Below are 13,793 nucleotides of genomic sequence, written 5' to 3'. Positions count from 1 at the left end.
CCGTCGCCCCTCACTCAGCCGAACCGGTTGCCGCCGCGCGCGAGGGGTCCACCGGCGCCGGGCCGGCGGGCTCCTCCGGCGCGGCGTCGCTGCGGATGTCGATCCGCCAGCCGGTGAGCCGCGCGGCGAGGCGGGCGTTCTGCCCTTCCTTGCCGATGGCCAGGGACAACTGGAAGTCGGGGACCACCACCCTGGCCGTCTTGGTGCGCTCGTCGACGACCCTGACGGACACAACCTTCGCCGGGGACAGCGCATTCCCGACGAACCGCGCGGGATCCTCCGAGTAGTCGATGATGTCGATCTTCTCGCCGTTGAGCTCGCTCATCACGTTGCGCACCCGGGCGCCCACCGGCCCGATGCACGCGCCCTTGGCGTTGACCCCGGGCACCGTCGACCGCACCGCGATCTTCGACCGGTGCCCCGCCTCGCGGGCGACCGCGGCGATCTCCACCGTGCCGTCGGCGATCTCCGGAACCTCCAGCGCGAACAGCTTGCGCACCAGATTCGGATGGCTGCGGGACAGGGTGATCGAAGGGCCGCGGGCGCTGCGCGAGACCGTGACCACGTAGGCCTTGATCCTGGCGCCGTGCTCGTAGCTCTCACCGGGCACCTGCTCGCCGGCGGGCAGCACGCCCTCGGTGTCGCCGACCTGGACGATCACCATGCCGCGGGCGTTGGCCCTGGCGTCGCGCTGGATCACCCCGGCGACGATCTCGCCCTCCCTGGCGGAGAACTCGCCGTAGGTCCGCTCGTGCTCGGCGTCGCGCAGCCGCTGCAGGATGACCTGCCGCGCGGTGGTGGCCGCGATCCGGCCGAAGCCCTCCGGGGTGTCGTCCCACTCCTCGGCGATCTCGCCGTTCTCGTCCAGCGTGTGCGCCAGCACCCGGACGTGGCCGGTCTTGCGGTCGATGTCGATCCGCGCCCGGGGCTGGTGGCCCTCGGTGTGCTTGTAGGCGGTCAGCAGGGCGGACTCGATGGCCTCGAGCACGGTCTCGAACGGGATGTCCTTGTCCCGCTCGATCGCGCGCAGCGCCGCGATGTCGACGTTCACCTCGGCTCCTCCAGGTCTCGCCCGTCTTCTTCCAGCATCTTGAGCTCGGCGGCCGGTGGCTGCCGGAACTCGACCTCGATGACCGCTCTGGTCACGTCGGAGTAGGCGACGTCGCGCAGCTCACCGTCGACCAGCATCCGCACCGCGTCCTCGCCGGCGTGCCCGACGCGGCCGACGAACGCGGGCCCCTCGGTGGGGGTCACCCGCACCAGCCGGAACCGCGCCCGCCGCCAGTGTCGCGGCCTGGTGAGCGGCCGGTCCACACCGGGGGAGGTGACCTCCAGGGTGTAGGCGCCGGCGATCAGCTCGTCGTGCTCGTCCAGCCGCGCGGAGACCAGGCGGCTGATGTCGGCGACCTCGTCCAGGCCGACGCCGTCGTCGCCGTCCACCACCACCTTGACCAGCTTGCGCCGGCCGGCCTGCTGGACGTCGAGCGCGTCGAGGTCGAAACCCGCGGTCGCGACGGCCTCGGCCACGATCGGCTCCAGCCGGCTGGCGAGTTCTCCTGGCACCGTGCTGCTCCCTGTTCGGCTGCGGTACGTAGCCGGTCCGTCCGCCGGGGTGCTGCCTCCCGCGGCGTCCCTGCTGCCGTTCTGTTGTCGATGGTCCAGCTTATCCTGCCGGCGTGCGCGGTCGCCGGTGGTCAGGGCTCGCCTGGCAGGATGGGGCCACGTGACGCTCGGATGGAGACTCGGACGCAGACTTGGCCCCCTACCGCTCACTCGGCGTGACGTGCTGCGGACCGGCGCGCTGGCCGCGCTCGCCCTGCCGCTGGCCGGCTGTGATCTGGGTGCCACGGGTTACTCGACCGGCCCCGACCCGCTGCTGCCGCTGCTGGCGCGCGCGGAGGCGGACGCACGCGCGGCCGGAGCGCTCGCCGAGTCGGCGCCGCGGCACGCCCAGCTCGCCCAGCAGGTGGTCGCGGTGCGCACCGCGCACGCGGACGCGCTACGCGCCGAGATCGAGCGGCAGAACAGCCCGCGCCCGGAGCGGGCCGCCGGCGGCGACCCCGGCGCGGTCGCCGACCTGGCGGCACTGGGACAGCGGTTGACCGAGGCGCGGGAGGAGGCGCTGGGGCTGGTGCCGGCCGTGCCGCGGTACCGGGCGGGACTGGTCGGCTCCGTGGCCGCCGGCTGCGCGGGGGTGCAGCAGCTCGCCCGCGAGCTCGGCGCGGGCCAGCCGGGCGCGTTGGGGCCGGTGTCGACCGGGCCGCTGCCCCCGGAGGCGGTGAACGCGCTGCGGCAGGCACTGGCCGCCGAGCACGCGGCGGTCTGGGTCTACGGGTTGGTCAGCGCGTTCCTGCCGGCGGCCTACGACAGGGGGGTCACCGAGGGCGCCGCCGCGCACCGGGACCGCCGGGACGCCTGCGAGCGGGTGCTCGACGCGGCGGGCGCGGAGTCGGTCCCGGCCGAGCCGGCCTACCTCACGCCGGAGCCGGTGACCGACGAGGCGTCGGCGACCGCGGTGGTCGCCACGGCCGAGGCCGACGCGGCGCTGGCCTGGCGCGGCGTCCTGGAACGGACCGACGACGAGGGACTGCGCACGATGGCCGCGGGGGCGCTGGTGGGCTCGGCGACCCGCGGCACGAGCTGGCGCGCCGAGGCCGGCCGGGAGCCGGCCGCCGTCCCGCTGCCCGGCACGCCGTGAGCCGCGGTTCGATCGGCCGGGCCCCCGTCAGGGCAGGGTGTCGGCGAGCCGGAGCGCGTCGGTGGCGATCCGGGTGAGCAGTGCGGGGTCGCGGTGGTCGGCGAAGAAGTTCGCCTCCACCACGGTGACCGTGGCGCCCCCTGAGCGGGAGGCGTACTCCCCCCGCGCGACGCTCGGCGCGCCGGGGAGGTCGGCCGTGCCGTCCCGCACGAGGTCGCTGACGTTGCCGGTGTTGTCGGTGTCGGTGATCGCCTTCAACTGTTGGGCCAGCGCCGGTGTCGGCATGGTGACCTGGGCGACCGACACCAGGGCCCTGACCTCGGCGGTCTCGGTGACGTAGAGCGAGCGGGAGAGCCGGGTGCACGGGTGGGTGGTGAACCAGTCGTGGACCGCACCGTAGGAGTTGGCCGCGCAGTCGGCGGTGGTCACCGGGCCGGCCACCACCTGGTAGCGGAAGGCGCCGCTGGTCAGCGGGTCCACCGGCACGGCCTGGCCGGGGTCGCGCTGGGCGTCCCGGACCAGCGACCACACCAGCGCCGACGCCGCGGCGACGGCCACCAGCCCGGCGGCGACGAGCAGGTGCCGGCGGCGGCCACGTGACCGTTCCGGTGCCGCCGCCGGCACCCTGGGCAGCGGCGCGGTGTGCCGCATCCCGGCGGGCTCGGCGGGTTCGTGTCGCGTTCCAACCACGGTGGGGCACCGTACCGAATCTGGCCGCCGACCGGGAGGTCACGACGGCCGCGCGAGCGCCTCGAGCGCGCGGTCCACGTCGTCGGTGGTGTTGTAGAGGTGGAAGCCCACCCGGGCCCGGCCGTTGCGCACACTCGCCCTGACACCGGCGGCGGCGAGCCGCTCGGCCGCCCGGTCGGCCTCGACGGCGACGATGGCGCTGTCCCCCGGCGGCAGGCCCAGACCGGCCCGCAGCCGGTTGGCCAGCCCGACGTCGTGCCGGCGCACCTCCTCCAGGTCGAGGTCGGCCAGGTAGGGCAGCGCGGCGGCGGCGCCGACGTGGGCCAGCCAGACCGGCGAGGCGGCCAGGCCGCGGGCGCCCGACGCCAGCCGCATCGGCAGGCCGTACGCCGAGCGGCCCCACGGATCCTCCCCCGCGTACCAGTTCGCCGCCACCGGCACCGAGCGCTCCGCCGCCCGGGGGCGCACGGCCAGCCACGCCGCGCCGCGCGGCGAGAGCAGCCACTTGTACGCCGCGGCGACCACCCAGTCCGCCCAGTCCAGCCGCAGCGGAAGCCAGCCGGCCGCCTGGGTGGCGTCCAGCAGCACCGGCACCCCCGCGGCCTCCGCCGCGGCACGCAGCGCGGCGAGGTCGACCAACGCGCCGTCGGCGGACTGCGCCACGCTCACCGCGACCAGGTCGTGCCCCGCCACCCGCTCCGGCAGCTCGGCCAGCGGCACCTCGGTGGTGGTGATCCCGCGTCGGGCCTGCGCGGCGAACGGGTAGCCGACGCTGGTGAAGTCGCCGCGGGCCAGCAGCACCCGCCCGCCATCCGGGACGCCGGCCGCGGCCAGTGCCACCAACTGCGCCACCGTCGTCCCGATCGCCACCCACTCGGTGGGCACGCCGACCAGCCGGGCGAACCCGGCCCGCGACGCGTCGACCACGTCCTCGAAGTCGTCGGCGTTGTCGGCGGCACGCCGCCAACGTTGCACGGACTCGACAACGGCGTCGGCCACGTGCGCTGGCGGCACGCCGATGCTCGGGGTGTTCAGGTACCCGTCGGGAACGGCGAACTCGGCGCCGAAAGCCTCACGCATGCCCGCAACCTAGCGCCCCCCACCGACATCCCCGCCGACGTGGCGGGCGAACACGGCAGGGGGTCAGGTGCGGTCGAGGAAGGGGCCGAACAGGTCGGGGACGGCCTCCTCGGCGAACGCGAGACCCTGCTCCTGGCCCACGTCGTAGATCGAGTAGGCGCCGGCGCCGGCGGCGGTGGTCGCGGTGAGGGTGAGCAGCCCGGCGCGCCGCTGGAAGATCGACTGGGTGGCGGTCCAGCCGATCACGCCGCGCCGCTGCAGGGCCACCGTGGTCCGCCGCACGGAACCGTGCCGCGTCACCAGGTAGCCGCCGGTGAGGCCGTGCCCGAGGTTGCGGTACGCCTCCAGCGCGAGCAGCACGGCCACCGGCAGCAGCACCAACGCGGTGATCCAGGCCAGGTGCAGCAGCACGTCGGTGAGCAGCGCGCCCAGCACGGCCAGCACCGCGGGCGGGACCAGGGCGGCCAGCACCGCCCAGCGCAGCCGCCGGGCGCGGGCCGCCGGCGGGTGGCCGGTCAGCCGCACCGACGCGGTCGGCGCGACCGGCTCGCGCAGCACCGCCGCGGCGACCCGGTCGGCGTCGGCGCGCGGCGCGGGCGGCAGCAGCGTCTTGTGGTCGGTCCTGCTGCCCTCCTTGGGCCGCACCAGGCCGGTGGCGACCGCGTCCAGCCGGGCCCCGCCGAGCAGCCGGTTGCCCAGCGGCTCGACCAGCTCGACCCCGCGCAGCCGGCGCTCCTCCAGCGACACCGAGCGGGTGGTGAGCAGGCCGCGGCGCACCCGCAGCGTGCCGTTGGGCTCGCGCTCCAGCCGGAACTGCCACCACATCTCGACGAACACCGCGAGCGAGCCGAGCACGCCCACCACGATCCCGGTGACCACCACCGACAGCAGCGCCAGCAGCAGCGGCAGGCCGCGCAGCAGGTCCAGCGCCCAACTGATCACCCCCTCCTGCAGGCCGAACCACTCGGCCACCTGCAGGACGACGCCGAACGCGGCCACCCCGATGGTGGGGGTGAGAAACGACATCGGGGCGAACCGCACCCAGCTCGGATCGAGCCGGGCCAGCTCCCCGGCAACGACACCGTCGCCGCCGCCGGCACTCCCGGCGTCGTCGTCACCGCCGGCGGGGGCCCGATGCAGCAGCTCGGTGCGCAGCCGCTCGCCCTCCTCCCGGGTCACCGGGTGAAGCATCAGCGAGCCCTCACCGGCGCCGGTGCTCTCCCCGGTGCCGATCTTGACGTTGGTCAGGCCGAAGATCCGCAACAGCGGGTTGGCGGTGAGGTCCACGCTGCGGATTCGCTCACGGGCCAGCGAGCGCCGGTTGCGGACCAGGATCCCGGACCGCAGCTCCACCCGCTCCGCGCCGACCCGGTAGCTGGTGCGCCGCCACCGCAGGTCGTCCACCGCCGCGGCGCCGACGGTCAGCAGCAGCGCCCCACCGAGCACCAGCGCGAGCGCCGCCCAGGGCCCGGTGCCCTTCGCCAGGCCGACGCCGGTGGGCACGCCGGCGGCGACGGCCACCCCGGCGGTGGTCAACGCGGTGACGGCGACCGTGCGGCGGTCCAGCTTGCACCACTCGGCGGTCATGTCGCGTCCCCGGGGGTGGCCTGGGTGGTCGCGGTGAGCTGCTCGGCGAGGTCGGCGGCCACCTGGTGGTCGAGGCCGGGAATCGTCACCGCGCCCTTGGCCGACGCGGTGGTGACGGTGACCGTGGCCAGCCCGAAGAGCTGCTCGAGCGGGCCGCGCTGGGTGTCCACCGTCTGGATCCGGGACATCGGGGCCACCCGCCACTCCTGCCAGAAGAAGCCGGTGCGGGTGTAGACGGCGCTGTCGGTCACCTCCCAGCGGTGCACCCGGTACCACCAGAACGGCAGCAGCGCCGCCAGCGGCAGGCCCACCACGGCGAGCACGACGGCCGGCGCCAGCAGCCAGAACCGCGCGCCGGGCAGCGCGAGCCCCAGCACGACCAGCACCACGACGGGCACGGCCACGGTCACCGACGTCTGCACCAGCCACCAGCCGATCGCCCTGCGGTCCACCTGGTGACGCGGCGGGCGCAGCCGCAGCGTCGTACCGGATCCGGTCACCTGTCCCCCTTGTCCTCGAACTGTCTACTGTGGAGCTTCGGCCTCGGCGTCACATCCGGCGCAGCTCGGGCCACAACCGGTCCCACGGCGCGCGCGGCCCCGAGCACAGCCACACCGGCACGCCCTGGTTCACGTTCTCCTCGGGCACGGCGGCCAGCCGCACCCGCTCGACCTCGCGCACGCCGGCACAGAACCCGCGCAGGTACCCGGGGTCCATGCCGACCACGAGCAGCGGGTCGCTGCCCTCCGGCGGGCGCCCGGTGAACCAGTAGCCGCGCTCGGGACTGAACACCGGCGGCAGCCCGCGCTCGGGACCGTAGACCTCCAGCGCGCCGGCCTGCCAGTAGGTCTCGGTGAACACCACGGCCCGGTCCCGTTCGCCGGGCGGCAGCGCGCGGTGCGCGGCGGCCACGGTGTCGGCCAGCTCGGGCCAGCCGAGGCTGCCGCTGGCGACGAAGTCGGTGGTGGTGACCGTCGACACCGGACGGACGGGCAGCCCGACGCCGATCACGACCACCGCCGACAGGGCGTACACCGGCCAGGTGGGCACCCACCGCCACCACCGGGCCGGCCGGTGCCGTTCGAGGCGCACCGCGGACGCGGCGAACAGCAGCCCGTACAGCCCGGCGACGTAGTAGTAGCGGCCGACGGTGACCACGAAGAGCGCGGTGACCGCCAGCGCGGTCCAGCCGAGGAAGCGGTAGGCGGCCAGCTCCGGGGCGCGCAGCAGCTGCCACAGGCCGTGCACCGCCAGGAACGCGCCCACCAGCGGGCCGGCGGCCACCAGGGCGATCGGCACGAACAGCAGCGGCCCGCCGAGGATGCGGTGGACCTGCTCGGCCACCACCTCCTGCATCTCCAGGTACGGCCAGCCGTTGCGGGCCTGCCACAGCAGGGTCGGCACGGTGGCGAGCACGGCGATCGCGCCGCCGGCCCACAGCGCGGGGCGGCGCAGCAACTCGCGCGGGCCGGTGACCAGCACCACGGCGGCCAGCGCGAGCCAGAGGAACACGATGAGGAACTTGCCCTGCATCGCCACCGCGGTGACGCAGCCGGCGAGCAGCAGCAGGCGGTCGGCGCCGCGCTGGCCGCGCACCCGCACCCAGCGGACCACCAGCCAGGTGGTGACCGTCCACAGGAACGGGTCGATGGTGGAGGTGGCCAGCAGGTGGCCGGAGACCAGCAGCTGCGGGCAGATCGCGTAGGCGCCGGCGGCCAGGGTCTGCGCGTGCCGGCCACCGCCGAGCTCGCGGGCGATCAGCGCGGTGACCACCACGCCGGCGACGGTGACCAGCAGCGCGGGCAGCCGCAGCCCGACCACCGAGCCGGGGAACAGCGTGTCCATGGCGCGGGCCAGCAGCGGCAGCAGCCAGGGCTGGTCGGCGTAGCCCCACTCCAGGTGGTACCGCCCCGCGGCCAGGAAGTACAGCTCGTCGCCGAAGTAGCCGATCCGGCCGGCGGTGGCCAGCAGCACGACTCCCACCGCCGCGGCGATCCCGCCGACCGGCCACCACGCGACCGGCGCCGGCGGGTGGTGGTCCGAACGTTCCGGGCCCTCCGCCGCACCCTCGCGCGTCGCGCCGTCGACCGCCGTGGTGTCCTCGCGTGCTGGTGAGCCCACCGCCTCGCCTCCCGGCCCGGTCGCGCCACACTCTGACAGCTGTCGCGGGCATCGTATGGCGCCGGGTGGGTGAACCCTCACCCGGATGAGCACCGGCGCTCACCCGATGTCAACCGACGTGCGCGACCTGGGTGATCGAGTCGCGGCGATCAGGCGTCGGCCGGGTGCACGTGGCCGGCCATGAGGCCGTCGATCAGCAGGCGCAGGTGCCGGCGGGCCCGGGCCCAGCGGGCGTCCAGCTCCCGGCGGTCCCGGGTGGCCCAGCTGGCGATCAGGATGCCGCGCACCACGTCCATCGCGGTGTAGACGGCGTGCAGGAACTCCGGGTGCTCGGCGTAGTCCGGCAGCAGCGCCTTGCCGAACTCGACGAGGCTGCTGGTCGCCACCGGCTCGGCCACCGACATGTGCCGGCGCAGCTCGGGGTCCGTGCGGGCGGCCACCCACAGCTCGACCGTGGCCGAGAACACCGGCCCCTGGTGGATCTCCCACAGCAGGTCGAGCGCGTCGCCGATCGGGTCGGCCGACTCGCGCAGCCGGTCCAGCTCACCGAAGGCCAGCTCGGTCCGCTTCGCGGCGAGGTAGCGGATCGCCGAGACCACCAGGTCCGACTTGGTCGGGAAGTGGTGGACCTGCGCACCGCGGGTGACCCCGGCCCGGTCGGCCACCTTGGTCGTCGTGGTGCCCGCGTAGCCGTACTCCACGAGACAGTCGATGGTCGCGTCGAGCAGCCGCTGCCGCATGGCGGCACTGCGTTCCTCCTGGGTGCGACCCGTGCGACCGCTCCGGCCCGCGCGGCGGGACTGGCCGCGACGCTCCCCGCTGACTCCGGTTCGGGCCACAGACATGCCGTTCACCTTATGCCTCGCCGTGTGCCACCGCGGCACGGCCGCCCACCCGCATCAGCCGGGCAGGCCCAGCAGCGGTCGCCAGCCGCTGAACGTCACCCCCGACCGGCCGAGCAGCCCTGGCGTAGGCTCCCCCGCTGGCGCGGCGCCTGTTTCGGTCGGGGCCGGCACCGCGGGCGGCACCCCGGGGTAGGGCGCGTTCTGCGAGCCGCGCACGCTCGTCGGGCTGCCGGGTGGCTCGGCGCAGTTTGCCCGCGGGTTGGGCGGCGCGTCGGTGAGGTCCCCGCCGGGTCGTCGCGCGGTGCCCTCGTAGCCCTTCGTGCAGGAGAACGGGTGGAAGACGTTGAGCACCAGGCCCATGTGCGCGGTGCCGTCCCCGGGGAACAGCGCGTTGCCGATCACCGGGAGGTACGGGTAGAGCACGTTGGCCTGCTCCAACGCGTCGACCCGGACCGCGAACACGGTCGCCGTGGTGAGCAGGTTCGCCAGCACCACCGACAGGTCCGAGCCGGACCGGGCGAGCACGTCGCCGACCTGCCGGGCCAGCGGTGGTGTGACGTCGACGAGCCGGCGCAGGTCGGGGTCGGAGGCGCGTAGCTGCGCGGCCAGCGCCCGCAGGTCGCCGCCGAACTCGGTGATCGGCCCGGTCAGGTCGCGCTGGGTGCCGAGCACCGTCCGGCCGTCGGCCAGCAGCTGCCGGGTCCGCGGCAGCGCGTCGATCGCCGCCGGCAGGAACTCGGCGGTGGTGTCCAGAATGCGCTGCAGATCGTCCCCGGTGCCGGCGAGGCCGGCGTGCAGCTCGTCCACCACGGTGCGCAGCGACTCGGTGGACACCCCGCCGAGCAGCGCCCGCGCGCCGGACAGCAGCCGGTCCGGTGGCAGCGGCAGCGTGGTGGCCGACAGCGGGATGCGCGCCCCGTCGGCGAGGTAGGGCTCCCCCGCGCGGTCCGGGCGCAGGTCGACGTACTGCTCACCGATGGCCGAGCGGTTGGCCACCACGACGCGGGTGGCCGCCGGCACTGGCGGCGCGCCGGGCTCGATGTCCAGCACGGCCTCCACCGCGGTGCCGGTGAGCCGCAGCTCGGCCACCCTGCCGACGCTCACCCCCCGGTAGGTGACGTCGGCGCCGGGGAACACGCCGCCACCCCTGGCCAGCTCGACGGTCACCAGGTACCCCCGGTGGCCGAACAGCCGGTCCAGCCCGGCGTAGCGCCACCCGGCGTAGCCGACGCTCACCACCGCGATCACGAAGAACGCCATGATCCGCAGGCGGACGCTCCGGCGCGGCATCACGCACCTCCCGTCAGGCCACCGAGGAGACCATCGACGAGGCCGCCGAGCGGCCCGTCCAGCGGCCCCGGCCCGGCGGGTGGCGCCGGGCCCACCGGGGGCAGCGGCAGCGGCGGGCCGGGCGCGGGGACCGTCCCACCGGGGTTCGGGGTGGGCGAGCCCCCGGGCGGCTGGATGATCGGGTACGGCGAGTCGAGGTTGCGCAGCAGCTCGTCCAGCCGCAGGTCGGCCTTGATGCGCGCGTTGGCGTAGTCGCCCTTGATGACGTCGAGGCCCTCGTCCGGGAACGGGAAGGTGAGCAGCAGCTCCAACGACTCGGGCAGGGCGCTGCCGGCGTCGGCGAGCCGGCCCAGGATCGGCACCAGCGCGCGCAGGTCGGCGAGCAGCTCGGCGCGGCCGCGGTCGAGGGTGTCGACGGTGACGTCGGACAGCCGGTCCATCGCCGCCAGCAGGGCGACCAGCTGGTCCCGCTGCTCGGTGAGCACCCGCATGCCCGGCCCCAGCCCGTCCAACGCGCCGGCGATCGTGTCCCGCTGCGCGGCAAGCGTGCCGGTGAGCCGCTCCACGCCGTCCAGTGCGCGGACGATGTCGCCGCGCCGGGCGTCCAGCGCGGCGGCCAGCGTTTCCACATTGGACAGCAGCGAGCGGATGTGCTCGGTGTTGCCGGACAGCGCGGCGTCGAGCTCGGTGGCGATCGAGCGGAGCTGGGTCAACCCGCCACCGGAGAGCACCAGGGACACCGCGCCGAGCACCTCCTCGACCTCGGTGCCGCGGGTGGTGCGGTCCACGCCGATCACCGCCCCGTCGGCGAGGGTGCCGGCCGGCGGCTCGGCAGCCGGCGGCGAGAGGTCGACGTACTTCTCGCCGAGAAGGCTGGACTGCCGTAGTCGCCCGGTGGCGTTGGCGGGCAGCACCACCGACCGGGCGAGCAGCACCCGCACCTCGGCCGTGCGGTTGTCCGCGCGCAGCGCGATCCCCTCCACCCGGCCCACCGGCACGTCGTTGACCTTCACCGCCGCCTGCGGCACCAGGTCGGCAACGTCGGTGAACAGCACGGTGACCCGGTAGGGGTCGGGTCCGACGTCGGCCCCACCGGGCAGCGGAAGGTCGGCCATCCCGGAGAACCGGCCCGAGCAGCCGGTGACGACCAGCAGGACCGCCACGAGGCAGGCGGGCAGCGCGCGGCGGGTCACCAGCCACCTCCCCCCGGCGGGCCGAGGCGGAGGGCGTCCACCAGCGGCAGCGGCAACGGTGGCAGGGTGCCGGCCTGGATGGCGGCGAGCGTCTCGGCCACCGAGGGCAGTGGCAGGGTGCCGTCGAGTACCCCGGCGAGCCGCGCGCAGGTGTCGAACAGCACCGCCGGCACCGCGGTGTCCCCCGCCGGACCGGGCGCGGCCTGGCGGAGCAGCTGCACACCATCAGGATCGGCGGGCTGGTGAGCTCGTTGACGTTCGCCCGCACCTGCAGCGTGCCGGAGGCGGGGTCGTAGGTGTTGATCGCGTTGCTGGCCAGCAGTGGCGCCACGTCGAGCACCTCGGCCAGCGCGGCCCGCTGGTCCACCAGCGCCTGGGTGATCCCGGTCAGCTTGTCCACGTTGGACTGCAGCGCGCCGCGGTGGGTGCCGATGAAGTCGTGCACCTCGGCCAGCGCGGTGCCGATGGCCGAGGTCGCCACGGCGAAGGCCGCCCGCTCGTCGGCGAGGAACCCGGTGACGTCGACCAGCCGGTCGGACACCGCGCGCAGCCGCGCGTCGCTCTCGGCGAGGGTGCGGGCGAACCCGGCCAGCCCGTCGACGTTGCCGAACAGGTCGTCCTTGGCCCCCTCGAGGGTGGCCGCCGCGGCGCCCAGCCGCCGCACCGTCTCGCCGAACCGGGCGCCGGTGCCGTCGAGCACCGCCGCGCCGGTGTCCAGCGCGCCGGCCAGCGCGCCGTCGGCGTTGGCCCCGTCCGGGCCGAGCGCGGTGAGCAGCTCGTCGAGGTCGCGGGCCAGGTCGTCGAGCTCGACCGGCGCGGCGGTGCGGTCCCGGCCGAGCACCGTGCCGGGCGCCAGCGTGGGGCCGCCGGTGTACACCGGGGTGAGCTGCACGTACCGGTCGCTGACCAGGGTGGGCGCCACGATCACCGCGCCGGCCTCGGCCGGCACCGGCACGCCCGGGTCGACGGTCATGTCCACCCGCACCCGGTCCCCCTCGGGCACGACGCCGTCGATCCGGCCCACCTTCAGGCCGAGCACCCGGACGTCCGAGCCCGGGTACACGCCGACGGCGGCGGTGAAGTACGCGGTGAGCGGGGTGCCGCCGCGGTCCCGGCCCAGCCACCACCACCCGGTGGCCAGCACGAGCAGCGCGACGCAGGCCAGCGCGAGCCGCCGGTTCGCGCGGGGGTTCACGTCGCCACCTCACGGGGGCTCGTCCGCGCTCGCCGGACCGCGGTGGTGAGTGGTTCGCTCGCACGCTCGCTCACTGGCCACCCCCGTACGGTGGCCGGCAGCCCTGGGGGTTGACGGTGAGCCCCCCGACCTCGACGGTCGGCGGCAGCAGCCCGCACAGGTAGACCTCGAACCAGCGCCCGTTGCCGAGCGCGTTGTTGGCCAGCCGGGCGAACGGCGCGAGGTTGGCCAGCCCCCGTTCCAGGTGGTCCTGGTTGCGCTGGAGCAGGTCGGTCACCCGGCCCAGCTCGGCCAGCACCGGGCCGAGCTGCTCGGTGTTGTCCGCGACCGTCCCGCGCACCTCGTCGGCCAGCCGCACGGTGGCGGCGAGCAACCGCCCGATGGCGTCCTTGCGGTGCTGAATCTCCGCCAGCAGCGCCTCGCCGTCCCGCAGCAGCGCGGTGACCTGCTCGTCCCGGCCGGCGAGCACGCCGGAGACCTGGTTGGTGTTGCGCAGCAGCCGGGCCAGCTCGCCGTCCCTGGCGGCGATCGCCTCGGACAGCGCCGACACGCCGTCCAGCGCGTCCCGCACGTGCCGCGGGCTGCCGGCGAAGGTCTCGGCGAGGACCCGGAAGCTGCGGGCGAGCCCGTCGGCGTCGATCTCCCCGACGGTGGCGGCGAGGTCGTTGCCGACCGTGCCGAGGTCGTAGGGCACCCGGGTGCGCTCGCGCGGGATCGGCGTGCCGGGATCCTGCGGCCGGTCGCCGGCCGGGTGCACGGCCAGGTACTTCTGCCCGAGCAACGTCTTGATCTCGATGGACACCGTGCTGCGGTCGCCGACCGGGACGCCGGCGACGGTGAACTCGACGCGGATCCGGTCGCCGGCGAGCGCGACCTCCTCCACCTCGCCCACCTTGACCCCGGTGGCCCGCACCTCGACGGTGTCGTCGATCCCGGCGGCCTCGGCGAACTCGGCGACGTAGGTGACGCCGCCGCTGCCGATCAGCGGCAGCTCGTCGGAGTTGAGCGCGGCGAGCACGGCCAGGCCGGCCAGGACGGTGGAGACGACGCCGAGCAGGGTCAGGTCGCGTTCGCGGAACGATCTCACGGCCGAG

13 protein-coding genes and 1 pseudogene are annotated in these 13,793 nt (G+C 75.4%); 1 reads left to right on the top strand and 13 read right to left on the bottom strand.

Features of this window, described 5'->3' with window-relative positions:
* Nucleotides 1-10: 10 nt before the first annotated feature.
* Together nusA and rimP are read right to left on the bottom strand one after the other, a co-directional pair.
* Nucleotides 11-1,051 carry a transcription termination factor NusA gene (gene nusA / locus BM051_RS14670; protein WP_092530688.1) on the bottom strand — a complete coding sequence of 347 codons (1,041 nt, stop codon included), beginning with the start codon at nt 1,049-1,051 and terminating at the stop codon, nt 11-13.
* The gene (rimP, locus tag BM051_RS14665; RefSeq protein ID WP_092530687.1) at nt 1,048-1,563 is read right to left on the bottom strand and encodes a ribosome maturation factor RimP; all 516 of its coding nucleotides are present in this window, start codon (nt 1,561-1,563) and stop codon (nt 1,048-1,050) included. Before rimP ends, nusA begins: the two co-directional genes overlap by 4 nt.
* Nucleotides 1,564-1,783: 220 nt before the next feature.
* On the opposite strand from rimP, the gene BM051_RS14660 reads away from it, so the two are divergent.
* Complete coding sequence (locus BM051_RS14660; RefSeq protein ID WP_243859637.1) at nt 1,784-2,698, top strand: ferritin-like domain-containing protein; 915 nt, start codon at nt 1,784-1,786, stop codon at nt 2,696-2,698.
* Nucleotides 2,699-2,725: 27 nt separating this feature from the next.
* Here BM051_RS14660 and BM051_RS14655 read toward each other — a convergent pair whose 3' ends face one another.
* From BM051_RS14655 to BM051_RS14610, 11 genes and pseudogenes are all read right to left on the bottom strand, one after another.
* Nucleotides 2,726-3,349 (bottom strand): hypothetical protein, encoded by a 624-nt coding sequence (locus tag BM051_RS14655; protein ID WP_092530685.1) that lies wholly within the window; start codon nt 3,347-3,349, stop codon nt 2,726-2,728.
* Nucleotides 3,350-3,427: 78 nt separating this feature from the next.
* Nucleotides 3,428-4,468: an aminotransferase class V-fold PLP-dependent enzyme gene (locus tag BM051_RS14650; RefSeq protein WP_092530684.1), complete on the bottom strand. Its 1,041-nt coding sequence runs from the start codon at nt 4,466-4,468 to the stop codon at nt 3,428-3,430.
* 63 nt (nt 4,469-4,531) lie between these two features.
* Nucleotides 4,532-6,055, bottom strand: coding sequence for a PH domain-containing protein (locus tag BM051_RS14645; protein ID WP_092530683.1), 1,524 nt, complete (start codon nt 6,053-6,055; stop codon nt 4,532-4,534).
* Nucleotides 6,052-6,555, bottom strand: a complete 504-nt coding sequence (locus BM051_RS14640) for a PH domain-containing protein (RefSeq protein ID WP_243859635.1) — start codon at nt 6,553-6,555, stop codon at nt 6,052-6,054. Before BM051_RS14640 ends, BM051_RS14645 begins: the two co-directional genes overlap by 4 nt.
* A 49-nt stretch (nt 6,556-6,604) precedes the next feature.
* On the bottom strand, nt 6,605-8,176 hold the full coding sequence (locus tag BM051_RS14635; protein WP_243859634.1) for a glycosyltransferase family 39 protein: 1,572 nt from the start codon (nt 8,174-8,176) through the stop codon (nt 6,605-6,607).
* 149 nt (nt 8,177-8,325) lie between these two features.
* Nucleotides 8,326-8,916: a TetR/AcrR family transcriptional regulator gene (locus tag BM051_RS14630; RefSeq protein ID WP_092530682.1), complete on the bottom strand. Its 591-nt coding sequence runs from the start codon at nt 8,914-8,916 to the stop codon at nt 8,326-8,328.
* A gap of 159 nt (nt 8,917-9,075) precedes the next feature.
* Nucleotides 9,076-10,311, bottom strand: a complete 1,236-nt coding sequence (locus BM051_RS14625) for an MlaD family protein (RefSeq protein ID WP_092530681.1) — start codon at nt 10,309-10,311, stop codon at nt 9,076-9,078.
* Nucleotides 10,311-11,507: an MCE family protein gene (locus tag BM051_RS14620; RefSeq protein WP_424923295.1), complete on the bottom strand. Its 1,197-nt coding sequence runs from the start codon at nt 11,505-11,507 to the stop codon at nt 10,311-10,313. Before BM051_RS14620 ends, BM051_RS14625 begins: the two co-directional genes overlap by 1 nt.
* On the bottom strand, nt 11,501-11,725 hold the full coding sequence (locus tag BM051_RS30500; protein ID WP_341770819.1) for a hypothetical protein: 225 nt from the start codon (nt 11,723-11,725) through the stop codon (nt 11,501-11,503). The genes BM051_RS14620 and BM051_RS30500 overlap by 7 nt, the downstream gene beginning before the upstream one ends.
* Nucleotides 11,726-11,880: 155 nt before the next feature.
* Nucleotides 11,881-12,648 (bottom strand): annotated as a pseudogene (locus BM051_RS30495) (MCE family protein); the annotation flags it as partial.
* A 121-nt stretch (nt 12,649-12,769) separates the two neighbouring features.
* Nucleotides 12,770-13,786: an MCE family protein gene (locus BM051_RS14610; RefSeq protein ID WP_092530680.1), complete on the bottom strand. Its 1,017-nt coding sequence runs from the start codon at nt 13,784-13,786 to the stop codon at nt 12,770-12,772.
* Nucleotides 13,787-13,793 lie beyond the last annotated feature (7 nt).

The organism is Amycolatopsis arida, assembly GCF_900115565.1.
GTDB classification, from domain to species: Bacteria; Actinomycetota; Actinomycetes; order Mycobacteriales; family Pseudonocardiaceae; genus Yuhushiella; species Yuhushiella arida.
Note: the sequence above shows the minus strand (reverse complement) of the source record. Positions and strands in the feature narration are given on the sequence as shown.